At 62.0% G+C, this 23518-nt stretch carries 16 protein-coding genes and 2 pseudogenes; 12 read left to right on the forward strand and 6 right to left on the reverse strand.

The window, feature by feature from the left end:
* The 9 genes and pseudogenes from ACTHNR_RS14030 to ACTHNR_RS14070 all read left to right on the forward strand — a co-directional run.
* On the forward strand, positions 1–2175 hold a 2175-nt coding region (locus ACTHNR_RS14030; protein WP_440548269.1), incomplete at its 5' end, for a bifunctional salicylyl-CoA 5-hydroxylase/oxidoreductase.
* Entirely contained in the window at positions 2172–2969 is a 798-nt protein-coding gene (locus tag ACTHNR_RS14035) for an SDR family NAD(P)-dependent oxidoreductase (protein WP_440548270.1), read from the forward strand. The genes ACTHNR_RS14030 and ACTHNR_RS14035, both read left to right, overlap by 4 nt.
* Complete coding sequence (locus ACTHNR_RS14040; protein WP_440548271.1) at positions 2966–3535, forward strand: MarR family winged helix-turn-helix transcriptional regulator; 570 nt, start codon at positions 2966–2968, stop codon at positions 3533–3535. The genes ACTHNR_RS14035 and ACTHNR_RS14040 overlap by 4 nt, the downstream gene beginning before the upstream one ends.
* A 52-nt stretch (positions 3536–3587) precedes the next feature.
* Positions 3588–4445 (forward strand): enoyl-CoA hydratase family protein, encoded by an 858-nt coding sequence (locus tag ACTHNR_RS14045; protein WP_440548272.1) that lies wholly within the window; start codon positions 3588–3590, stop codon positions 4443–4445.
* A 1-nt stretch (position 4446) separates the two neighbouring features.
* Entirely contained in the window at positions 4447–5706 is a 1260-nt protein-coding gene (locus ACTHNR_RS14050) for an acyl-CoA dehydrogenase family protein (RefSeq protein ID WP_440548273.1), read from the forward strand.
* Complete coding sequence (locus ACTHNR_RS14055) at positions 5703–6164, forward strand: acyl-CoA thioesterase (RefSeq protein ID WP_440548274.1); 462 nt, start codon at positions 5703–5705, stop codon at positions 6162–6164. The genes ACTHNR_RS14050 and ACTHNR_RS14055 overlap by 4 nt, the downstream gene beginning before the upstream one ends.
* On the forward strand, positions 6161–6556 hold the full coding sequence (locus ACTHNR_RS14060; protein WP_440548275.1) for a RidA family protein: 396 nt from the start codon (positions 6161–6163) through the stop codon (positions 6554–6556). The genes ACTHNR_RS14055 and ACTHNR_RS14060 overlap by 4 nt, the downstream gene beginning before the upstream one ends.
* 14 nt (positions 6557–6570) lie before the next feature.
* The gene (locus ACTHNR_RS14065; protein WP_440548276.1) at positions 6571–8208 is read left to right on the forward strand and encodes an AMP-binding protein; all 1638 of its coding nucleotides are present in this window, start codon (positions 6571–6573) and stop codon (positions 8206–8208) included.
* 22 nt (positions 8209–8230) lie between these two features.
* Positions 8231–8770: pseudogene (locus ACTHNR_RS14070) on the forward strand (IS3 family transposase); the annotation flags it as partial.
* A gap of 117 nt (positions 8771–8887) precedes the next feature.
* Here ACTHNR_RS14070 and ACTHNR_RS14075 read toward each other — a convergent pair.
* Entirely contained in the window at positions 8888–9844 is a 957-nt protein-coding gene (locus tag ACTHNR_RS14075; protein ID WP_440548277.1) for a DMT family transporter, read from the reverse strand.
* Between the two features lie 116 nt (positions 9845–9960).
* Here ACTHNR_RS14075 and ACTHNR_RS14080 point away from each other — a divergent pair, with 116 nt between their 5' ends.
* Positions 9961–11367: a PLP-dependent aminotransferase family protein gene (locus ACTHNR_RS14080; RefSeq protein WP_440548278.1), complete on the forward strand. Its 1407-nt coding sequence runs from the start codon at positions 9961–9963 to the stop codon at positions 11365–11367.
* Positions 11368–11684: 317 nt separating this feature from the next.
* Positions 11685–12661: pseudogene (locus ACTHNR_RS14085) on the forward strand (IS5 family transposase).
* A gap of 405 nt (positions 12662–13066) precedes the next feature.
* On the opposite strand, the gene ACTHNR_RS14090 reads toward ACTHNR_RS14085, so the two are convergent.
* The 5 genes from ACTHNR_RS14090 to ACTHNR_RS14110 are packed head-to-tail and all read right to left on the reverse strand — an operon-like array spanning position 13067 to position 18990.
* Positions 13067–14245: an ABC transporter permease gene (locus tag ACTHNR_RS14090; RefSeq protein ID WP_440548279.1), complete on the reverse strand. Its 1179-nt coding sequence runs from the start codon at positions 14243–14245 to the stop codon at positions 13067–13069.
* Entirely contained in the window at positions 14242–15387 is a 1146-nt protein-coding gene (locus tag ACTHNR_RS14095; RefSeq protein ID WP_440548280.1) for an ABC transporter permease, read from the reverse strand. Before ACTHNR_RS14095 ends, ACTHNR_RS14090 begins: the two co-directional genes overlap by 4 nt.
* A 12-nt stretch (positions 15388–15399) precedes the next feature.
* Positions 15400–16095, reverse strand: a complete 696-nt coding sequence (locus ACTHNR_RS14100) for an ABC transporter ATP-binding protein (RefSeq protein WP_440548281.1) — start codon at positions 16093–16095, stop codon at positions 15400–15402.
* A 55-nt stretch (positions 16096–16150) separates the two neighbouring features.
* Positions 16151–17404, reverse strand: a complete 1254-nt coding sequence (locus ACTHNR_RS14105; RefSeq protein WP_440548282.1) for an efflux RND transporter periplasmic adaptor subunit — start codon at positions 17402–17404, stop codon at positions 16151–16153.
* A 50-nt stretch (positions 17405–17454) separates the two neighbouring features.
* On the reverse strand, positions 17455–18990 hold the full coding sequence (locus ACTHNR_RS14110; RefSeq protein WP_440548283.1) for an efflux transporter outer membrane subunit: 1536 nt from the start codon (positions 18988–18990) through the stop codon (positions 17455–17457).
* Between the two features lie 717 nt (positions 18991–19707).
* Between ACTHNR_RS14110 and ACTHNR_RS14115 the strand changes: the two genes are divergently transcribed.
* A complete protein-coding gene (locus ACTHNR_RS14115) occupies positions 19708–23433 on the forward strand; it encodes a CheR family methyltransferase (protein ID WP_440548284.1) in 3726 nt (1241 codons plus the stop codon).
* Positions 23434–23518: the final 85 nt, after the last annotated feature.

The raw sequence follows: 23518 nt of genomic DNA on the forward strand, positions 1-23518 counted from the left end.
GAGATGATCCTCGACGCGTTCAACCACTGGGACGACATCGACGTTCATTTCGGCGGCCGCACCATTCGCTCGTCGGGCCACGGCTTCTGCGGCATCGGCCGCAAACGTCTGCTCAATATCCTTCAGGCGCGCTGCGAGGCGCTCGGCGTCAAGCTCGTCTTCGAAACGAACGTCACGAACGACGACGAGTACGACGCCGATCTCATCATCGCTTGCGACGGCGCTAATAGCCCCATCCGTCAGAAGTACGCCGATACCTACCGTCCCGACATCGACCTGCGCGACTGCCGTTTCGTGTGGCTCGGCACGCACAAGCTGTTCGATGCGTTCACGTTCGCCTTCGAAAAAACCGAATGGGGTTGGTTTCAAGCACACGCGTATCGATTCGACCAAGACACTTCCACGTTCATCGTCGAAGCGCCCGAGCGCGTATGGCGCGCCGCCGGCCTCGACGAAATGAGCAAGGAAGACAGCATCGCCTTCTGCGAGCGGCTGTTCGCGAAGTATTTGGACGGGCATCCGTTGATGTCGAACGCCGCTCACCTGCGCGGCTCGGCCCAATGGATTCGCTTCCCGCGCGTCGTGAATCAAGAGTGGGTGCACTATCGGCCGCGGGCCAACGGCGGCGTGACGCCGATCGTGTTGATGGGCGACGCGGCGCACACCGCACACTTCTCGATCGGCTCCGGCACGAAGCTCGCACTCGAAGATGCGATCGCCTTGGCCGATAGCATCGATGCGCATCCAGACGATCTACGCGCGGCGCTCACGCACTACACGCAAACGCGCAGCGTCGACGTGCTGCGCATTCAAAACGCCGCCCGCAATTCCACGGAATGGTTCGAGCACGTTGACCGATACGCATCGTTCGAACCGGAGCAATTCGCCTATTCGCTGCTGACCCGCTCGCAGCGCATCTCTCACGAAAACCTGCGCGAACGCGATGCGGACTACGTCCGCTCGTTCGAACAATGGCTCGCAGAAAAAGCGGGCGCACGACACGCACGCGACGCCAAGCAATCGATTCCTCCGATGTTCACGCCATTCCGGCTGCGCGAGGTCACGCTCAAGAATCGTGTCGTCGTATCGCCGATGGCGCAGTACTTGGCCGTCGACGGTACGGTAGGCGACTATCACCTCACGCATCTGGGCGCGCGAGCCATGGGCGGCGCGGGGCTCGTCATGACGGAGATGACCTGCGTCTCGCCCGAAGGCCGCATTACACCGGGCTGCCCGGGCATGTACACGCCCGAGCATATGCGGGCTTGGCGCCGCATCGTCGATTTCGTGCACGGTACGAGCGATGCGAAGATCGGCATGCAGCTAGGCCACGCCGGTGCGAAGGCCTCGACCCGCGTGAGCTGGGAGGGCATCGATCAACCGCTGCCCGAGGGCAATTGGCCGATCGTCTCCGCATCGCGCCAGCAATACCTGCCCGGCATCAGCCAGTGGTCCCACGCCGCCACGCACGAGGAACTGCGTGAAATCGAAGCGCAATTCGTGCGCGCCGCGAAGATGGCCGACGAAGCCGGCTTCGACTGGCTCGAACTGCACTGCGCGCACGGATACTTTCTCTCGAGCTTCATTTCGCCGCTCACGAATCAGCGCACCGACGAGTACGGCGGCTCGCTCGAGAATCGCTTGCGCTATCCGCTGCAAGTCTTCAAGGCGATTCGAAACGTCTGGCCGCAAGGCAAGCCGATCTCGGTGCGGATTTCGGCGAACGATTGGGTCGAAGGCGGTACGACGCCCGACGACGCGGTGCAAATCGGGCGCGCCTTCAAGGCAGCCGGCGCGGATATGATCGACGTGTCGTCCGGGCAAGTCAGCAAGGCGGAAAAGCCCGTCTACGGCCGCATGTTCCAGACGCCGTTCGCCGACCGCATTCGCAACGAAGCCGGAATCGCCACGATCGCGGTGGGCGCGATTTCGGAAGCCGATCACGTCAACAGCATCATCGCGGCCGGCCGCGCCGATCTGTGCGCCGTCGCCCGGCCGCACCTCGCGAATCCGGCCTGGACGCTGACCGAAGCGGCCAAAATCGGCTATTTCGACGTTGCCTGGCCGAAGCAGTACACAGCCGCGAAATCGCAGCTCGAGCGCAACTTCGAACGCGAACGCGCGATGCATGCGGCGCCGGTCGCAGCAGCCGCCGCGGCGGAGGCGGCGCAATGAACGCCCATCCGCATTCGGCCACACGCGCACTCGACGATATGCATGCAGTCGTCACAGGCGGCGGCAGCGGAATAGGCGCGGCCATCGCCCAGGCGCTCGTCGATGCGGGCGCACGCGTGACGCTCATCGGACGCGACGCGGCGAAACTCGACGCCCAGCGCGAGCAGCTCGGCGCATCGCCGCTCGTCCACTGCGCGACCGCCGACGTCACGAAAGCCGAGGAAGTAGAGGAAGCATTCGCCCAAGCGCGCGATGCACTCGGCCCCGTCGACATTCTCATCAACAACGCCGGCCAAGCGCAAGCCGCCCCTTTCGCCAAAACCGATCTCGGCCTGTGGCAGCGCATGCTCGACGTCAATCTGACGGGTGTCTTCCTCTGCACGCAAGCCGCATTGCCTTCGATGATCGAACGCGGCTTCGGGCGCATCGTCAACGTCGCGAGCACGGCTGGGCAGATCGGCTATCCGTACGTCGCGGCGTACTGCGCCGCCAAGCACGGCGTGATCGGCTTGACGCGCTCCCTCGCGCTCGAAACCGCGACGACGGGCGTGACCGTCAACGCCGTCTGCCCCGGCTATACGGAAACGCCGCTGCTGCAGACGTCGCTCGATCAGGTCGTCTCGAAGACTGGCCGCAGCGCGGACGACGCACGCACGGCGCTGCAGCGCTCGAATCCGCAACGGCGCTTCATCACGCCCGATGAAGTCGCGCATGCGGTGCTGTGGCTCGTCATGCCCGAGTCGGGTTCGATCACAGGCCAATCGATATCCATTTCCGGTGGAGAAGTAATGTGAGCGAAGCCATTCGCGCATCGACGAAGAAAAAGGACAAAGACAAAGAGAAGGACAAGGCCGGCACGCGCGTGCAACGTGCGGAGAACGTCGTCGACCTCGAAATGAGCACCGGCGCGGACAGCCATATGAGCTTGCGCCTCTGGTTGCGTCTTTTAACGACGACGAACCTCGTGCAAACCGAGCTGCGCCGTCGGCTGCGCGCGGAGTTCGACACCACGCTGCCGCGCTTCGACTTCATGGCTCAGCTCGAGCGTCATCCCGAAGGGCTGAAGATGAGCGAGATCTCTCGCCGCCTCATGGTGACGGGCGGCAACGTGACCGGCTTGACCGATCAGCTCGAAAAAGAAGGGCTCGTTGCGCGCGACGCCGATCCCAACGATCGGCGCGCGTTCACAGTTCGGCTCACGCCCGCCGGCCGCACGCTATTCGACAAGATGGCGCAGGCGCACGAGCGCTGGGTGGTGGAGTTGTTCGGCGGGCTGGGCATCGACGACAAATCGAAGATGCACCAGCGCCTGGGCAAGCTCAAGGCGCATCTGCTCGATTGCATCGACAGCCAAAGCTGACGATCGAAATGCGCCGCGACGCTGGCCCGCGAATGAATAGGAGAACGAATCAATGACCGATGCTGCCTTCAACGCCGACGCTTTGCGTGCCGGCAATCGCACGACGCTCGTCTCGTATTCGCCCCACCACTTCGGCTGGCGGCTCGAGGCGGGCGTCGGGACGATTCTGTTGAATCGCCCGGAGCGCAAGAACCCCCTCACGTTCGATTCCTACGCCGAGCTGCGCGACTTGTTCCGGGAGCTCGCCTACGCGACGGACGTCAAGGCCATCGTCATCCATGGCGCGGGCGAAAACTTCTGCTCGGGCGGCGACGTGCACGAGATCATCGGCCCGCTGATCGGCCTGCCGATGCCGGAGCTGCTGATGTTCACGCGCATGACGGGCGATCTCGTCAAAGCCATGCGCCATTGTCCGCAGCCGATCGTCGCGGCCGTCGACGGCGTGTGCGCCGGCGCCGGTGCAATCATCGCGATGGCGTCGGATATGCGGCTGGCTACCGCGCGCAGCAAGCTAGCATTTCTCTTCACGCGGGTGGGCTTGGCCGGCTGCGACATGGGCGCCTGCTCGATCCTGCCGCGCATCATCGGCCAGGGACGCGCCTCCGAATTGCTGTTCACGGGCCGCTCCGCCTCGGGCGACGAAGGCCTCGCCTGGGGCTTCTACAACCGCCTTTGCGACCCCGAGCAATTGCTGGCCGACGCCGATGCGCTCGCCCGCTCGATCGCGTGCGGCCCGACGTTCGCCCACGGCGTCACAAAGAAGATGCTTCATCAGGAATGGAGCATGAGCGTGGACGAAGCGATCGAATCCGAGGCGCAGGCACAAGCGATCTGCATGGCGACGCGCGATTTCGAGCGCGCCTATCGCGCCTTCGCGGCCAAGACGCGCCCCACGTTCGAAGGGAATTGACATGATGCACACCGATCAGGCCTGCGGTTCGGACATGCTCGACTGGCCGTTTTTCGAGGATCGGCATCGCCGCTTGGCGCGCGAACTCGAAGCGTGGTGCCGGGCCAATCGAAGCCTGCTAGCTCATGACGAGCCGCCCGAATCCGGTCCGCATGGGCGGGCGAGCGTCGATGCACACTGCCGGCGGCTTGTGCGCGCGCTGGGCGAAGATGGATGGCTGCGCTACGGCGTGGGCGGCAAGGCGTTCGGCGGCCACGGCGATACGATCGATACGCGCGCCGTTTGCCTGCTACGTGAAACGCTCGCCAAGCATGCGGGTCTGGCCGATTTCGCGCTTGCCATGCAAGGGCTCGGCTCCGGCGCGATCTCGCTCGCGGGTACCGACGAGCAAAAGCAACGCTATCTGCCGCGCGTGGCGAGCGGGCACGCGATCGCCGCGTTCGCCCTGTCGGAGCCCGATGCCGGTTCCGATGTCGCCGCGCTCGCGCTCGCAGCCCGAGATGAAGGCGATGGCTATGTGCTCGACGGCGAGAAGACGTGGATCTCGAACGGCGGCATCGCCGATTTCTACGTCGTCTTCGCGCGCACCGGCGAGGCGCCGGGCGCGCGAGGGATCACCGCGTTCGTCGTCGATGCCGATACACCCGGCTTCGAAATTGCCGAACGCATCGACGTGATCGCGCCTCATCCGCTAGCCCGCCTTCGTTTCAACGGCGCGCGCGTGCCGAAGTCCCAAAGGCTCGGCGCGGCCGGCGAAGGCTTCAAGCTCGCGATGCGCACGCTCGATATCTTTCGGACGTCGGTGGCGGCCGCTTCGCTCGGCTTTGCCCGCCATGCGCTGGCCGAAGGGCTCGAGCGCGCGGCGTCGCGCCGCATGTTCGGGCAGACGCTCGGCGATTTTCAACTGACGCAAGCGAAGCTCGCCGAGATGGCGCTGACGATCGATTCCGCGGCCCTGCTCGTCTATCGCGCGGCGTGGATGCGCGATCAAGGCAAACGCGTGACGCGCGAAGCGGCCATGGCGAAATGGCACGCGAGCGAGGGCGCGCAGCGCGTGATCGATGCGGCCGTGCAGCTTTGGGGCGGTCAAGGCGTCTGCAGCGGGACGCCCGTCGAGACGCTTTATCGCGAGATTCGCGCCCTGCGCATCTATGAAGGCGCGACCGAAGTCCAGCAGTTGATCGTCGGGCGCGATCTGCTCAAAGAGCATGCGGCGAGCAAGGGCAATGAAGGCTCACACCCAGGCGGGCAATCGTCATGACCGAGCATGCCCCTGTCGTCTTCGAACGCCCGGTGCGGATTCGCTTCGCGCATTGCGATCCGGCCGGCATCGTGTTCTTCCCGCAATATCTGACGCTCACGAATGCGCTCGTCGAAGATTGGTTCACCGATTCGCTCGGCATCGACTATGCCCACATGATCGGCCAACGCCGCGTCGGGCTGCCCATCGTCAAGCTCGAATGCGAATTCGCGCGGCCGAGCCGGATGGGCGAGACGATCTCGCTCGCGTTGACGCTCCTGCGCATCGGGCGGCGTTCGCTCGATATCCGCATCGTTGGCCGCGGCCCCGACGAGGTGCGCTTCGCCGCCAATCAGGTGCTCGTCACGATGTCGCTCGATACAGGCGAATCGATCGGTATTCCCGATGATATCCGCGCGGCCCTCACGCACGCGGCCGCCCACCCCATTCACCCCGAACACGAAGGCACGACATCATGAAACGTCCGCTCTTACCGGCCGGATGGCCGAAACCGCGCGGCTATGCAAACGGTGTCGCCGCGCACGGCACGCAGATCTTCATTGCCGGCCAGATCGGCTGGGACGAAACGGCGCAGTTCCGCTCCGATTCGTTCGCCGATCAAGCACGGCAAGCGCTCGAAAACATCGTTGCCGTATTGAAGGAAGCCGGCGCGCGCCCCGAGCATCTGGTGCGGATGACCTGGTACGTGACCGATAAGCGCGAATACCTCGCGGCTTCGCGTGACATCGGTCAGGCGTTTCGCGAACTCATCGGCGATTACGACATCGCCATGAGCGCGGTACAAGTGGCCGCGCTCATCGAAGACCGGGCCAAAGTAGAAATCGAAGCCACCGCCGTGATCCCTGACTGACACCGGAGCGAGCCATGGAACCGTCAGCCCATGTCGATACGTTTGCGCGAGACAACCTGCCGCCGCAGGACCTGTGGCCGGTCTTGCTGCTCGATCAACCCGACATCGCCTATCCCAAGCGCTTGAACTGCGCGACGGAACTCCTCGACGCCACGATCGCCGCCGGCCATGGCGCACGCGTGGCGATCTGGTCGGATGACGGCGGAGCGCCCCGTGGCACGAGCTACCTCGAATTGAAAGCGATGGTCGATCGATGGGCCCACGTGCTCGTCGAAGACATGGCGCTCGTTCCGGGCAATCGCGTGCTGCTGCGCGGCCCGAACACCTTGCAGATGGCGGCGGCGTTCTTAGCCAGCCTGAAGGCGGGCCTTGTCGTGGTTCCTACCATGCCGCTGCTTCGTGCGAAGGAGCTCAAGCAGATCATCGACAAGGCGAGGATCCAAGCCGCCCTGTGCGATGCGCGGCTGATCGAAGAGATCGAGCGGTGCCGCAATTCGGAAAGCGAGTTTTTCTGCGCCGACTTGGCGGACGTGCGCGTGTTTCATAGCGACGCGCCGGAGGCGATCGAATCGCTTGCCGCGAACAAGCCTGCCGAGTTCTCGGCTTGCGATACGTCGGCCGACGATGTCTGCTTGATCGCCTTCACGAGCGGCACGACGGGCGCGCCGAAAGGCTGCATGCATTTTCATCGCGACGTGCTCGCCATGTGCGATCTGTTTCCGCGCCATGTCCTGCGGCCCACGTGCGACGACGTCTTTTGCGGCACCCCGCCGCTCGCTTTCACCTTCGGGCTCGGCGGGCTGCTCTGCTTCCCGATGCGCGTGGGCGCATCGACGGTGCTGATCGAAAAACTCACGCCCGAGACGTTGCTGCAAACCGTCGAGCGCTTCAAGGCGACGACGATGTTCACCGCCCCAACGTTCTATCGTCAGATGGCCGCGCTCGTCACGCGCTTCGATCTATCGAGCCTGACGAAAAGCGTATCGGCCGGCGAAGCGCTGCCGGATTCGACGCGCGATCTTTGGCGCAAGGCCACGGGAATCGAAATGATCGACGGGATCGGCGGCACGGAGATGATTCACATCTTCATCTCGTCGGCGGGCAAGGACGTTCGGCCTCACGCAATCGGAAAAGCCGTGCCCGGCTACGAGATCGCGGTGGTGGACGACGAGATGCGCCCCGTGCCGGTGGGGACAGTCGGCAAATTGGCCGTGCGCGGCCCCACGGGGTGCCGGTATCTAGCCGACGAGCGTCAAAAGAAATTCGTGCGTGATGGATGGAATCTGCCCGGCGACGCGGTCTATGTCGATGCCGACGGTTACGTGTTTTATCAAGCGCGCGCGGACGACATGATCGTCTCGGCCGGCTACAACATCTCGGGGCCGGAGGTGGAAAGCGTATTGATGCAGCACGAAGCCGTCGCTGAATGCGGCGTGATTGGCGCGCCCGATGACGAGCGTGGCCAAATCGTGAAAGCATTCGTCGTCGTGAAGCCTGGCTTCACAGCCGACGACGCGCTTGTCGCCCAGTTGCAGGCGTTCGTCAAACAAACGGTCGCGCCGTACAAGTACCCGCGCGTGATTCAGTTCATCGATGCCCTGCCCCGCACGGAGACGGGCAAGCTGAAACGGTTCGCGTTGCGAAGCATGTAGAAGCGGCTAATCCAACGCAAAGCGCATCAAGCCTCGCAAGCGGCTTGTACGGCAGGCGCCGGAGCCGCTGATCGTGCCGGCATCGGTCAATGCGGTGTGGTCGATGGATTTCATGCACGATCAGTTGAAGGACGGGCGCAGTATCCGGCTGTTCAACGTGATCGACGACTTTAACCGCGAAGCGTTGGGCATCGAGATCGACTTCTCGTTACCCTCTGCGCGCGTCATCCGGGCCCTGGAGCAGATCATCGGCTGGAGAGGAAAGCCGCTGGCGATAAGGTGCGATAACGGTCCGGAGTACCTGAGTGATGCGATCACGCAATGGGCTGCCACGCGGGGCATCGCGTTGAACTACATTCAGCCCGGCAAGCCGCAGCAGAACGCCTACGTGGAGCGATTCAACCGGACGGTACGCTATGAATGGCTGTCGCAATACTACTGGGACGACCTTGCGCATGTACAGCACTTCGCAACCGAATGGATGTGGCAATACAATCACGAGCGCCCGAACATGGGCCTTGGCGGCATGGCGCCGAAACAGCGGCTCATGGCCGCAGCATAGTCCCTACTTCTGACTAGCGTTAAAAGCGGGGGGATTACCGTCTCGCTTTGTGTGAGCGTAACGTAGTGCTGAGCAAGCGCCTGGCAGCAGACGAGTTAGATTAACACCGAGGTTTGCTCAGCGTTCCCTCGCGCTGCCACCGTAGTTTGAAGCAAAATTCCATTTTCGCTGATAGAGATTATTCGACAATAGTGACGTGCCAACCAGCAATGCCCCAAGTAACTGCCTCGAATCAATTGGCGCACCGGTCAGCGCAGTGATTGCAAATGCCGTCAAAGGCACAATGTCCAGAAACAGCACCCCATTGACAGGGGAAATAATCTTGTTTCCCATATTCCAGCACAGCACCGCCAGAACGCCCGCAATCAGCACCATATAGAAAAGATGCGGTAGGACAGACATGACGGTTTCCATGTTTGGCCGGGAATGGAAGGCAAGCGCAATCACCGCCTCATTTGAAGCCAGAATGGTGATGAGCCCAAGAAGCGTGGTGATCGCAGTATAACGATATGCACTCCACGTTGGAAAAAACGAGCCGCCCACAGTATAGAAAGCCCACGACACAGCACCCAATAGCAAAAACGCGGTGGATTCAAAAGTGATTGAATGCGCCAGTAGCGTCGCTGGGTTTCCCTTCGTAAGCACCAACATAACACCGACGAACGACATGACTATGCAACCGAAGGAAGTCGCAGACGGACGACTGCCACGTAATATCCAGTTGAGAACTTGAGTAAGCATTGGCGTTGTTGCTATCATGACAGAAGCCGATAGGGCGCCAGATTTTCCAGCCAACTGTTGACCGTGAAAAATAAAGAAGCCGTAGCCACAGAAGCCTGATGAACCTAGTAGCCACGCAAGCACGAAGCGCTCGCCTTTCAAATTTAGCGCTTGGGTTCCCTCCTTTGAAATAAGCAAAACCACGAAAATTGTTGCAGCTGCGCTGTATCGCATCGCCGTGAAGCTGAAGGGGTCAATCGTCGCGAGAGTCTCATCCATTACTGGAAATGAAATACCCCAAGACATTGCCGCGACCGCGCAGAGCGCTATGCCTGTCATGTACGTTTTTGGCACGTCTACTCCTTATAGGAATCGTCTCGATCATGCAATTCTAGGCTGACAGAAGCAGTACAGAAATGGACAGATTGAGTATAATTCAACGTACTGTCCTGCTCAAAAATGGAATACAGATGAGGAGTTTTTCGCGATCGCTCGTGTCTGATCAAACGTTGATCGAGCAAGTGGTTCGTTACCTTTTCGAGTCGATTGAATCGAACCGAATCCTTCCTGGCACCAAACTCCCGTCCATCAGGGAATTTGCGGCGGCGAGCAAGATCTCAAAGTCAACGGTCGTGGAGGCGTACGATCGGCTCGTTGCCCTAGGGTTCATATCTTCCAAGTCAAAGTCCGGTTTCTATGTGTTGGGGCGTCCTGCTGTATTGGACATTTCTAGACAAGGAGCCATGACAGATCGCGAAGTGGATCCATTCTGGATGCTGCGGCACTCATTGCAACTACCACCGGAATTTCTGCGCCCCGGATGCGGTTGGCTACCTACGGACTATTTGAATGGGGAAGGCATACGACGCGCTCTAGGGAGCATGCGTCGCGAGTCTGATACCACGTTGACAGAATATGGTCACCCTGCAGGCTTTCGAAATCTGCGTGAGCAGCTACAGAGATATCTCGCTGCTCGTGACATCGAGGTGGGAGTTGACCAGATTGTGCTAACCGACAGCGGCAGCCAAGCGTTGGATCTAGCCATCCGCCTGCTCGTTCAGCCTGGCGACACGGTACTCCTGGATGATCCTTGCTATTTCAATTTCCAGGCGAGTCTAAAAGCTCACAGGGTTAATGTGGTCGGGGTCCCCCTTACGCCAAGCGGACCGGACCTGACCGAATTCGAGCAGGCTGTCGCCCGGTCACGCCCTCGTTTATACATTACCAATTCGATTCTCCATAACCCGACCGGCGCATCCTTTACACCTGCCCATGCGCATAAGGTATTGCTCTTGGCGAGACAATATGATGTCTCGATTATTGAAGACGACACCCTCGCTGATTTAAACGAACGTCATGGAACGAGACTTTCTTCACTCGACCAATTACAACGCGTGATATACGTGGGCAGTTTTTCGAAGACTCTGTCAGGCGCAGTACGCTGCGGGCATATCGCAGCAAAGCCCGAATGGATCGACTCACTCGTTGACTTGAAGCTAGCTACGTCGTTTGGCAACAACGAATTGTCGGCAAGGCTGATTCACAAACTTCTTATTGATGGAACCTATAGGAAACACGTTGATGGCATCCGTCAACGTCTACGCCGCACCTCCGTCACTACGCGCAAACAGATAAAGAATTGCGGCATGAAGATTTGGGGAGACCCTGAGGGCGGCCTTTTTTTGTGGGCGGAAGCGAGCAAAGACTGCGATAGCTCCAAGATTGCACAGAAGGCTCTGCAGAATAACATTCTCCTCGCACCGGGAAATGTTTTTAGCGTCACCAAAGCAGCCAACCGCTTTTTCCGCTTTAACACTGCCAACTCACAAGATTCGAGAATTTTCGAGTTCTTAAAGAGTGAGCTCAACGTGCGTTAACGCCACGCTGTTATATACAACAACGCGACCGGTCCGCGGTGGCGAGAAAGGCGGTTTGGTTTGAATGACATAGCGCCGCGCTCGTAAACTGTAGGCGGATGTCGTTCACTCCGTGTCGTGATACACAAGTGTCGGCATCACCGTCATCGCGCAATAAGCGCATGGTTTCCGCGGCGATATGAACTTTCATAAGTGGTCGGACCTGAACAATCGTGCGAGGCGTATGCAGTAAGGCTGTGAAGCTAAAACGGTGTTGTTGGATTCGCAGGAAGCGGGCATATTGATGCACGTATCCTGCAAATCCTGACGAGATGTCGATGGGTCCGAAGACGCCGGTGCCAGAGGGAGATTTCTTCCGCCAACCGCTGCGCGAGCAGATCAACTTGAAGCATTCGTTGGTTCGCCTTGCCGACTTGATCGACTGGGAGCGGTTGAACGCGGTGATGAGTGCGAGTTTCGTGTCGCACCGAGGCCGACCGGCAACGTCGCCGCGGTGCATCGCCGGGCTGCTGTACTTGCAGCATGCCTTTGACCTGTCGGACGAAGAGGTGGTCTGGCAATGGCTTGAGAACCCGTATTGGCAGGTGTTCACCGGCGAGACGTACTTGCAGACGCAGCCGCCGGTTGATCCGTCGAGCCTGACGCGCTGGTGCAAGCGGCTGGGCGAAGCCGGCGTCGAAGAGTTGCTGGCCCAGGCGATCGAAGCGGCCAAGCGTGCGAACGTCATCAAGACGTCGAGCCTGAAGCGGGTAATCGTCGATACGACGGTCATGGAGAAAGCGATTGCCCATCCCACCGATTCGCGCCTGCTCGAACGTTGCCGGGAGCATCGGGTGAAGGCTGCTGCCCAGCATGGGCTGAAGCTGCGGCAGAACTACAACCGCGAAGCGCCGCGGCTGGCGGGCCAAATCGGCCGCTACGCGCATGCGAAGCAGTACAAGCGGATGAAGAAATCGCTGCGCACCTTGCGTTCTCGAGCGGGACGCGTTATGCGCGACGTCGAGCGGCAACTGGGCGACGTTGCTCAGCAAAGCCCGGCGGAGCTGGAAGATCTGATTGCCCGCACGAAGCGCATTCTCACGCAGAAGCAGAAGGACAAAAACAAGCTGTATGCGCTGCATGCGCCGGAAGTCGAGGCAATTGGCTTAAGGGTTCGTTGGGCGATGCGATTCATGCGGTGCTGTGCGGCGCTGGCCACAACCTGCGCATGATCCTGCGCAAGCTGCGGCTTTTTTACGCCCCGATTCTGGTCGCTTTGCTTAGCTTCAAAACCGCTACGCCGTCGGCAGCGTGAACTTTCTTGCCGGGTAAAACGAATTGTTCAGGGCCGACCAGCTAGCCGCGTTCCGCTCGAAGGTGGCCGTCCCGCTACGAACAGCCACCCGGGAGGAGCGGGCCCGTGTTTGCGCCATATTGCCGGATCGCGCCTTAGATGTTGGAGAAGAGCTTGTTACGCATGCAGAGCATGCACAGAACAGTCATCCAAGCGCGCTCCTTAGCGCAGCACCTCCTATCCAATCGGGAGAAGCCATGCAAGACGATGATGGAAACCGAACGCCATGTTGACGAAATCGAACAGATCGGCGGCACGTATGTGCTAAGTGCGAACGGGCGGCAGTACTCGATAGTCCGCCCAGAGGCCCCTTTCGCCTCCCGTCGCGGCCCAGGAGGCCGCCACGCAGCGCGCCCATCGACGCCCTCAACTCGCCCGCAACGCCGTGGCGATCGGCACGCGGGCCGCGCGTATCGCCGGCAACAAGCCGCCCAGCATGCCGATCGAGCACGCGACGAACACGCCGGACACGAGCAACGACGCGGTGACGGTCAAATGAAACACGATTTGGCTGAAGCCCGCGCCGAGCGTGTTGACCGTATTGCCGTTGAAGAACAGCCAGGCCGCCGCCGATCCGATCGCGCTGCCGATCACCGATAGCAACAGCGATTCCACCAGCACCGAGATCACGATCGGCATGCCGCTGAACCCGATCGCACGCAATGTTGCGATCTCCCTTGTGCGCGTCGACACGGCCGTATACATCGTATTGAGCGCCCCGAAGCATGCGCCCAGCGCCATGATGCCGCCGACGAAATACGCGAGCAGGTTCAGGAGTTTCGACAAGTTGCGCGATTGGGCCGCGTAGTAATCGGCTTCGCGCTGCACGCTCACCTTCAGCGTCGGGTCGGTCGTCAACGCGCCTTTGAAGCGGTCGAAGGCCGCGGCCGAATCGAGCATCACCGTCACCGATTGGAACCCGTTGCGCCGGTAGGCCGAGAGCACGGTTTCCACGTCGCCCTGCAACTCCGATTCGTGCGCATCGCCGCCGCTCTCGAAGATACCGACTACCGTCCACTCGGAATCGCGAAACGCGATGCGGCTGCCCAGTTCCAGCCCCTTGAACTGCGCGACGGCCGATTTGCCCACGATCAACTCGCGTACAGCCGGATGGAACATGCGTCCGGCGATCAAATGCATCTCGGGCCGCAGCTTCATCGCATTCGCGCTCACGCCGCGCAGCGTCACGTTCGCGTCGGCGTTGTCCTTTTTCTGCGGAAGGGCGACGATGACGACGGCTTCAGCGGAGGCGACGGGCCGCCCCGCTTCGTCCTTGCGCACGCCGGATGCATCCATGATCGTCTGCGCGTTTTCGCGATCGATCGTGCTTTCCAGTTCGGCCTGCGAGCCGGCACGCAGAACGATGGCCCGGTCGGCGCGCGCCGTGCCTTTGAGCGTGTGCTGGAAGCCCGCCGCCATCGCCAACACGGACACTAGAACCGCCACCGTCACGGCAATGCCGATGACGATCACCCAAGCCGTGCCGATGCGCTGCGGCAAGCTGCGCAGATTCATCGACGTCACCGCCAAAATTTGCTTGATCATGAGCGCAGCGCCTCCACGATGACGAGCCGCTTGGCACGCCAAGCGGGAACGATGCCCGTCGCAATCGCCAGCAACGCGGCCATCAACACACCCTCGGCGATGACGGTCACCGGCATGCTGACGACGCCGAGCGTGTTGCGCAGCATCGGAAACATGAGATCGGCGAGACCCAGGCCGAGCAGCGCGGCCACGACGCACAGCGTCAGCGATTGGACCAGAACGAGCACGAGCATGCGCGTGTCGCTGAAGCCCAGCGTCTTGAGCACCGCGAGTTCGGGCACTTGCTCGCGCACGGCCTGCATGACGGTGCTGCCCACGGCGAACAGCAAAGCGAAAAACACCGCAAAGAGAATGTACGTGACGATCAGATTGATGTCGCCGATCTGCTTCATGAACGACTGCTGGAACTCCTTCTCCGTTTGCGTCTTCGTTTCATCGGGCGAGTTCGCGAAGCGGCGGTCGATTTCCTGCGCGATCTGCGCCGATTGGCTCGGGTCCTTCAGCTGAACGATGTACCAGCCGACCTTGCCCTTCGCAAAACTGCGCGCTTCGTCGAAGTACTTGTAGTTGAAGAACATGGCGTCTTCGCGCGAACGCTCGCTTGGAACTTCGTAAATGCCGACGATGTTGAAATCCCAATCGGAATTGCCGTCGGCCGCTTTCACCCAGATCGTCGAATGCAGCGGGATATGGTCGCCGATCTTCCATCCGTACTTCTTGGCCAATCCTGCGCCGATGATCGCGCCGTCACGCGTGTGCTCCAGCGCCGTCAGTTGATCCTTCGGCACGACCATTTCCGGGTGGACCGGGAATTCGCGCTCGGGCTCGACCGGGAACGCCGCGATGAAGTTCTTCGGGTCTTGATAGTACGGGCCGAACCACGACTCGTGCGAAACGCCCTTCACGCCGGGGATCGTTTCGATCTGACCCATGTAGGCATAAGGCAGGCTCTCGGTGATCGAAATCTTGTTCGTGACGACGAGTCGGTCGACGTTGGAGCGCTCGATCGTTTGCTTGAAGGCGGAATTCACGCCTTGCAGCATGCCGAACAGCAAGAACGCGATCAGAATCGACAGCAGCGTGAGCGACGTGCGCACTTTCTTGCGCCACAGCATCGCCCATATCAGCGGTATGAATTTCATCGGCGCCCCCGGTCAGGCTTCGGTCTTTTGACGCTCTTCGACGAATCTGCCCTTGTCGAGATGAAGCGTATGGGTGGCGAAGTCGGCCGCCTTTTGGTCGTGCGTGACCATGACGATCGTCTTGCCGTACTCGCGGTTCAGCACTTGCAGCAGGTGCAGGATTTCGTCGGCGGTGGTGCGGTCCAAATCGCCCGTCGGTTCGTCGCATACGAGCAGCTTCGGATCGGAAACGAGCGCGCGAGCAATCGCCACGCGCTGCGCTTGCCCGCCGGAGAGCTCCGAAGGCTTGTGCTTGGCGCGATCCTCCAAGCCGACGACGGCGAGCGCGGCGCGCACGCGCTTCATCCGTTCGCCCTTGGGCAGCGAGGTCAGCAGCAGCGGCAACTCGACGTTGCGCTCGGCGCTGAGCATCGGCATCAGGTTGTAGAACTGAAACACGAAGCCGACCGTGTTCGACCGCCAGCGCGCGAGGCTGCCGCCGCGCAGTTGATCGATGCGCTCGCCGGCGACGAAGATCTCGCCGCTCGTCGGATGATCGATACCGCCGATCAAGTTGAGAACCGTGGTCTTGCCCGATCCCGAGGGACCCATCAAAGCGACGAAATCGCCGTCGGACACCTGCAGATCGAGACGATGCAGCACCTCCACCAACTGCTTGCCCCGCGTATACGTCTTGACGACGTTCTTCAACGACACCATGGCAGTCATTTGCTTCACTCCTCGTTCGAGCTAGGCGCCGATATCGGCCATCGGCCCAGCCCGGTTATCGATCGACGACTTTCACGTGCTCGCCGTCGGACAGTTTCGTGAAATCGCCGACGGCCACGCGCTCGCCGGCAGCAAGCCCCGCCAGCACCGTCTGCGAATCGCCGTCTCGCGCGCCGAGCTTGACCTCGCGGCGCTCGAGCGTGTCCTCGTGCAACACATATACGGTGCCCGTGGCCGCGCCCGCGCTCGCCTGCACCGCATCCGAAGGCAGCGTGACGCCGGGCGCGCCGCTCCCGCCGCCCGCCGCGTTTTGCTCGCGGCTCAGGAACGATACGCGCGCCCCCATCTCGGGCAAGATGCGCGGATCGCGCGACTTGAAGCCCACGCGCACCTTGACCGTCGCTTTGCTACGATCGGCCGGGGGCACCACGGCGATCACATAGGCGGGAATCTGCCAGTCAGGATAGGCGTTCAACTTGAGCGTCGCCGGCTCGTTCGCGCGCACGCGGCCGATGAAGTTCTCGCTGACATCCACTTCCACCTCGAGCGAGTCCATATCGACGAGCGTGCATATCCCGCTGCGCGTGAAGCCTCCGCCCGCGGACAGCGGCGACACGATTTCGCCGGGCTGCGCGTTCTTCGTCGTCACGACGCCCGTGAACGGCGCCCGCACGATCGTATCGTCCAGATCGCGCTGCGCGATCTCGAGCGCGGCCTTGCGCACGGCCAAGTTGCCTTCCGCTACCGCCACGTCGGTCTGCTTCGCGTCGTAATTCGCCTTGCTCTGCTCGAGCGCCGTCGCGCTGATCACACTGGCCGCAGCCAGCTTGCGGTCGCGCTCGTAGATCGGCGTAATGTCCGCCGCCGCGGCCTTCGCCTGCAACAGCGCGCTTTGCGCCTGCTGCACGCCGGCCTTGGCCTGCAGCAGGTTGGCCGTCGCATTGCGGTTGTCGAGCGTCGCGACGACGTCGCCTTCCTTGACATGCACGCCTTCTTCGATGAACAGCTGCTCGAGCTTGCCCGTGATCTTGGCCGACACGGTCGCTTGCCGGCGGGCGACCACATAGCCCGACGCGTCCAGGATCGATGCGCCGCTCTGCCCAGCCGCGCCCGACTGCAACGGCTTGGCGACCGCGACCTTCACGGCGGGCGCCGCCGAGCGCAGCCATAAATACGATGCGGCCCCGATCGCGAGCAGCAGCAGCACGAGCACGAGCGCCCACCACCAACGCCGCGAAGAGGCTGCTTGCGCCGGCCTTTCGTCGCGCTCGATCCGCAACTGCCGCAACAACTCCGATTTGTCGGTCATGTCGAAAACTTCCGCGATTGAAATGTTTGAATCGTTGCCTTGCGGCGCACTCAGCGCTTGGCCGATACGGCCTCGCCCGCCTGCTTCCAGTCGCCGCCCAGCGCGAGAAACAGCGCGGCGGTGTCTTGGTAGCGCGCCGCCAGCGCCTGCACGTAGGCGACGCGCGAGCGTTGATACTGCTGCTGCGCGACGAGCAAGTCGAGGTGGTTTGCGCCGCCGAGGCCGAAGCGCTGTTCGATCAGATGCAAGCTGTCCGCGGCGGACTGTTGCGCGCGGTATTGCGCAGCCAGAGTTTGTGCGTCGGCGTCGAGCGCACGCAGCGCATCGGCCACATTCTTGAACGCGAGCAGAACGGTCTGCCGATATTGTGCGAGCGCTTGGTCATAGGCAGCGATGGCGCCCCTGCGTTTCGCGCTCAGGGCGCCGCCCTGAAACAACGGCTGCGTGATGTTCGCTCCGAGCGAAAACACGTTGCTCGAAAAAATCGACCGGAACGACGACGTCGAATCGCCATAGCTTCCGGTGAGCCCGATTTGCGGCAGCATGTTGGCCGTGGCGACGCCGATCTGCGCGCTCGCCTCGTGCAACTGCGCCTGTGCGCGCCGGATGTCGGGCCGCTGGCGAACGATCTCCGACGGCACCATCAACGGAATATCCAGCGGCAGTTGCAGCGAAGCGAGATCGAATTCACGCTCGTCGTACTCGCTCGGCGGCTTGCCCAAATACACGGCAAGCTGGGTGCGCGCGGCGGCGAGCTGCTGTCGCAGCGGCGGCAACGTCGCTTGAACCGACGCCAGATTCGATTCGGCGGACAAGACATCCGAGCGCGCGGCGCCGCCCAGCTCGAAGTCCTGACGGCTCAAATCGACTTCATGCTGCGCCGATGCGATGAGTTCGTTCGTGGCGTCGATTTGCGCGCGCAGCGAGGCTTCGAGCACGGCGGCCGTGACGACGTTCGCCGCCAGCGTCTGGTAGGTCGCCTGCAACGCCTCGCGCTGCGCATCGCGCCCCGCCTCCTGCGCCTCGATGCCGCGCCGCACACCGCCGAACACATCGAAGTTGTATGACAGATTGACCGAGGCGTTATAGAGCGTGAACAGAAAATTGCCGGCTTGCGGAAAACCTTGGGACGCGCCGTTGATTTTTTCCCGCGCCGCGCCGATGCTGCCGCCGACCGATGGGAACAGCCCGCCGCGCTGTGCGTTGACCTGCTCTTGCGCCGCGCGCAGCGCCGCTTGAGCAGAGGCGATCGTCGGACTATTGGTCAGCGCTTCCGATACCAGCCGATTCAATTGATCCGACCCGTACGACGTCCACCATTGCGACGACAGAACGGCGGCCGGATCGAAGCTTTGCGCCGCGCCGCCCGCGACCGGCGTCGCTTGCGTCTGGGCGGGCAACGGCTCGCGCGTGACGCTCGACGCCGAGGGCGCCGCGGGCGCGGCGAAATCGGGACCGACCGCGCATCCGCCGGCTGCGAGCGCCGCGACAAGCAAGAGCACGGCAGCCGCCGCCCGCTCACGCAACGTGCTCGATTCGCAGGCGGACATCGATCCGCGCAGTTGGCCTCGCTCGGTCTTTTCCATAATCAGAATGGGGGGTTCAACATAATTCCCCGTAATTGGGAGCGGGGAAAATGAAACGGACTATCGGTATCGGCAATGAAATGCGGCACAGAGTATAACGCCCGCTCTACGTTATCGATAGTCGCATTCCGCAATCCGATGTGTGGATGCGTTCAAGCGCCGCACGTTTCGGCTTAAGTCGTGCGCCCGCTCACCGACGCCTGCCCGCGCGGCATTAGGTGTCCGCCTATCCCTCCTTTCACTACGAAAAGCCGTGGCAGTCATTTTGCATTCGATTAGACATGTGCGGAATACACCCTGAAAAACCCAATCCTGCGAGATCGCATTCCGCCTTATGTTCGTGACAATTCGAAGGCGGTGCGTTCGTCGCCGGCAAGCACGGAACTTGGGCGCATGCGAGACAAAATATTACGAAACGCTTTCACATGCAATACGCGGATGGCAAGTGCGGCGGCCAGCCCTGAACGACGCGTCGCGGCGCGCGCACTTGTCCCCATCCGGCGCGAGGCGGATACTCGCTTTCGTAGGAGGCGAGCGCTGAAAAACCGTGTGATGCGCACGATGCCGCGTATCATATTGGCCTGGACTCACCATACGAATCAACAAGGCCGCGCGCGGCATTAGGCCATGCCGGAGCGCCGGCCAGCCCCGAGCAAAATCGTCGCGATGGCGCCGACGCTGCGCGCGCGCCAGACCCACTTCTGCCGACAGATCTATATGTCCGACCAAAGCCGAGGACGTTCGCTCCCAAGCCGATTCGCGTTCCCCGTTGTGGGGATCGGCGCTTCGGCCAACGACATCGACGCATTGACGAAGTTTTTCGATGCGATGCCGGCCTCGCCCGGCGCTGCGTTCGTGATCGTCTTGGATGCGCCGGTACAGCCCGGCGAGCCGTTGATCGACGGTATCCAACCGGCCACGGCGATGCCCGTGGTACCGGTGCCGCAGGCCAGGCAGATCGAGCCGAATCATGTGTACGTCGTCGAGCCTCCGCTCCTGTGGACGATCGTCGAGCACGAATTGCGCGCCCGGCCGTCGAACGGCGCGGACGAACTGCGCAATGCGAGCGCCGTATTCTTCGATTCGCTGGCCGCAGCCTACGGCGAACGAGCGATCGGGGTCGTCCTCGCGGGCGCCGACCTGGACGGCGCGCTCGGCCTGATGCGCCTCAAGGAATTGGGCGGCATTACGTTCGCGCAGGACAACAGCGCGATGCGCCTGGACGGAGCCGCCTGGCCCCTGGGCGTGACGAGCGCGATCGATTTCGTGCTCGACGTCGGAAAGATGCCGCAACGCATGCTCGATTTGTGGGCCAACGCGAAGAAGATCCGCTTGACGCGCGTGCCCGGTGCGCCAGCGCCCGACGACGACGACGAAATCGTCGAGCCCGGCGCGGGAACGAGCAACGACGAACGCACGCTGCGCGAAATCATGATGATCTTGCGCAATCGCACAACGCACGATTTTCGGCATTACAAGCGAGCAACCGTCCTGCGGCGAATCGAACGCCGACTGCAGGTAAGCGGACTGTCCGACCTGCAGCAGTACCGCGATTATCTGCAGTCGCACCCCGAGGAAACGGCCACGCTGCTGCAGGATATGTTGATCAGCGTGACGAATTTCTTCCGCGACAAGGAAGCCTACGACGTTCTCACCGATCACGTCCTACCCGCCATCTTCGAGAATCGCCGCCAGGAAGAGCCGATCCGCGCCTGGGTCGTCGGCTGCGCCACGGGCGAGGAAGCCTATACGGTGGCCATGCTGCTGCAGGAGGCGTCGGCCCGCGTGCGCGAACCGGCGCCGTTCCAAGTGTTCGCCACGGACATCAGCGAGCGTGCCGTCGCCGCGGCGCGGGAGGGGCTCTATCCGGCGTCGATCGCGGCCGATGTCGACCAGAATCGTTTGCGTCAATTCTTCACGCGCGACGGCGATCACTTTCGCGTGAAAAAAGAATTGCGCGAACGCGTGCTGTTCGCGCTGCACAACGTGCTCAGCGATCCGCCGTTCTCGCGGCTCGATCTGATCTGCTGCCGCAATCTCCTGATCTACCTCGATCGCGAAGCGCAGATCGATACGTTGCGTACGTTCCATTTCGCGCTTCGCCCGGGCGGCAATCTATTCCTCGGCAGCTCGGAAACGGCCGACAGCGTCTGCGGCCTGTTCGCCGTCGTCGACAAGAAAGCGCGCGTCTATCGAGCGAGCGTTGCGGTGCGCACCGATACCCCCGTTCCCGTGGCCGCGCCCGGCTCGCTCAACGCGCGTCCCGCGATCGCGCATTTGCAACCCGTCGGCAAGCGCAAGTTCTCGTTCGGCGAATTGCATCAGCGCGTGGTCGAACAGCACGCGCCGCCGAGCGTGCTCGTCAATCGCGACTCCGACATCGTGCATCTTTCCGAGCGCGCCGGCCGGTTTCTGCAATACGTCGGCGGCGAGCCCTCGCACAACATTCTCACGGTCGTGCGACGCGAGCTGCGGCTCGAGTTGCGCTCGGCCATTTATCAAGCGCTGCAATCGGATATCAGCGTGGAATCGCGGCGCGTTCGGCTCGATCGAGACGGCCGGTCGTTTTACATCAAAATGACCGCGCGTCCTGTGCACGACGAAGGCGCCAATGCCGATTTCGTGCTCGTCTTGTTCGATGAAGTGGAGGACAGCGTAGGCGAAGTCGACGAGGCAGTGCCGGACGATCAGCGCGATCCCGTCATCGCTCAACTCGAACGCGAACTGCAGCGCACGCGAGAGCAATTGCAGGCGACGATCGAACAATCCGAAACGTCGACAGAAGAGCTGAAAGCGTCGAACGAAGAGCTGCAGGCGATTAACGAGGAATTGCGCTCGGCCACCGAGGAACTCGAGACGAGCAAGGAAGAGCTTCAGGCGATCAACGAAGAACTCACGACGGTCAACGCCGAACTGAAGGCCAAGGTCGAGGAAACGAGCAAGATCAACGACGACTTGCAAAACCTCATCATGGCCACCGATATCGGCACGATCTTCGTCGACCGCACCTTGTCGATCAAGCGCTACACGCCCCGCGCCGCCGACGTCTTCAGCATCATCGCGACCGACATCGGCCGCTCGTTGCTCGACATCACGCACCGGCTCGAATACGACAAACTGGCGGACGACGCAGCCGAAGCATTCGGCTCGCTGCGTTTGATCGAGCGTGAATTGAGGAGCACCGACGGGCGCTGGTACCTCGCGCGAATCTTGCCGTATCGCACGACGGAAAACCGCATCGACGGGGCGGTGCTCTCGTTCATCGACATCACCACGCGCCGCGCGGCCGAGGAGCGTTTGCGCAACGTGGGGCAAGCGAGCGTCGACGAAGTCGAGCGGCGCCGCGACGAATTTCTCGCCGTCGTTTCGCACGAACTGAAGCATCCGTTGAACCTCATCAGCGCGAGTACCGAGCTGATCGGCCGCTCCGCCGAGGCGCGCACGAACGGTTCGATCGCGCGGGCCGCCGACACGATACGCCGTACGGTGCTCGGGCAGGCGCAGATCATCGACGATCTGCTCGATATGTCGCGCCTGCGCACCGGCAAGTTGTCGATTACGCGCCGGCCCGTCGATCTGAAGGAAGTCGTGCAGCGCATTTGCCACACGATGCAGGATGAGGCCGAGCGCAAGGACATCGACTTTCGGTTGTCCGTGCCGGACGAAGCCGTTTCGGTCAACGCCGATCTCACGCGCATCGAGCAGATCGTCTGGAATCTCGTCAGCAATGCCCTGAAGTTCACCGAAGACGACGGCAAGATCACCGTCCATCTCTCGCTCGACGAGCATTACGCCGTGCTGAGCGTCGCCGACAACGGCATCGGTATCGACCCGCAAGCGCTGCCCCACATCTTCGAGATGTTCGAGCAAAGCCGTAGCACCGCCTCCGCCGTACGCGGCGGGCTGGGCATCGGGCTGTCGCTCGTCAAGGATCTCGTTTCCATCCATGGCGGCGACGTGCATGCGGACTCGGACGGCATCGGTCATGGCGCGACGTTCACCGTCAAGCTGCCGCGTATCGTCGAGACGGTCGATCATCAGATGGGCGGTTCTTACCCCACCACCTTCCTGAGAGGGGAGCACGTGCTGCTCATCGACGACGATCAGGAAACGGTCGAAACGTTCAGGCTGCTGCTCGAAATGGAAGGCGCCCGGGTAACCGTCGCCACGAGCGGCGAAGAAGGCCTCGATCTGCTGGGCAAGCAAGCGCCCTCGCTGATCTTGTCCGATCTCGGCATGCCCGGCATGAGCGGGTTGGACTTCATCGAAGCCGTGCGGCGGCGCCGCGAGTTCGACGGCGTCAAGGCCATCGCGCTGAGCGGCTTCGGCCGACCGTCGGATGTAGCCGAAGCCACCCGGGCCGGCTTCGATGGACATCTGACCAAGCCCGTCATGCTCGATGCACTCCTCAGCGCGATCGCGCGCGTGCGGTCGAAGCATTGAGCGTGCACAAAGACAAAGACGGCTGGCTCATCGCGCACATCGAACGATGAACGTCGAACGTTGAACTTGCCGTGGCGCACCTCGC

Origin of the sequence: Trinickia sp., from assembly GCF_051954495.1 — a bacterium.
Classification (GTDB): domain Bacteria; phylum Pseudomonadota; class Gammaproteobacteria; order Burkholderiales; family Burkholderiaceae; genus Trinickia.

Coding starts and splice junctions, on each gene's coding strand:
- ACTHNR_RS14100 (WP_440548281.1), bottom strand. CDS start 16,095: ATGACTGCCATGGTGTCGTTGAAGAACGTCGTCAAGACGTATACGCGG.
- ACTHNR_RS14095 (WP_440548280.1), bottom strand. CDS start 15,387: ATGAAATTCATACCGCTGATATGGGCGATGCTGTGGCGCAAGAAAGTG.
- ACTHNR_RS14115 (WP_440548284.1), top strand. CDS start 19,708: ATGTCCGACCAAAGCCGAGGACGTTCGCTCCCAAGCCGATTCGCGTTC.
- ACTHNR_RS14060 (WP_440548275.1), top strand. CDS start 6,161: ATGAAACGTCCGCTCTTACCGGCCGGATGGCCGAAACCGCGCGGCTAT.
- ACTHNR_RS14050 (WP_440548273.1), top strand. CDS start 4,447: ATGATGCACACCGATCAGGCCTGCGGTTCGGACATGCTCGACTGGCCG.
- ACTHNR_RS14045 (WP_440548272.1), top strand. CDS start 3,588: ATGACCGATGCTGCCTTCAACGCCGACGCTTTGCGTGCCGGCAATCGC.
- ACTHNR_RS14055 (WP_440548274.1), top strand. CDS start 5,703: ATGACCGAGCATGCCCCTGTCGTCTTCGAACGCCCGGTGCGGATTCGC.
- ACTHNR_RS14080 (WP_440548278.1), top strand. CDS start 9,961: ATGAGGAGTTTTTCGCGATCGCTCGTGTCTGATCAAACGTTGATCGAG.
- ACTHNR_RS14035 (WP_440548270.1), top strand. CDS start 2,172: ATGAACGCCCATCCGCATTCGGCCACACGCGCACTCGACGATATGCAT.
- ACTHNR_RS14065 (WP_440548276.1), top strand. CDS start 6,571: ATGGAACCGTCAGCCCATGTCGATACGTTTGCGCGAGACAACCTGCCG.
- ACTHNR_RS14105 (WP_440548282.1), bottom strand. CDS start 17,404: ATGACCGACAAATCGGAGTTGTTGCGGCAGTTGCGGATCGAGCGCGAC.
- ACTHNR_RS14090 (WP_440548279.1), bottom strand. CDS start 14,245: ATGATCAAGCAAATTTTGGCGGTGACGTCGATGAATCTGCGCAGCTTG.
- ACTHNR_RS14110 (WP_440548283.1), bottom strand. CDS start 18,990: ATGGAAAAGACCGAGCGAGGCCAACTGCGCGGATCGATGTCCGCCTGC.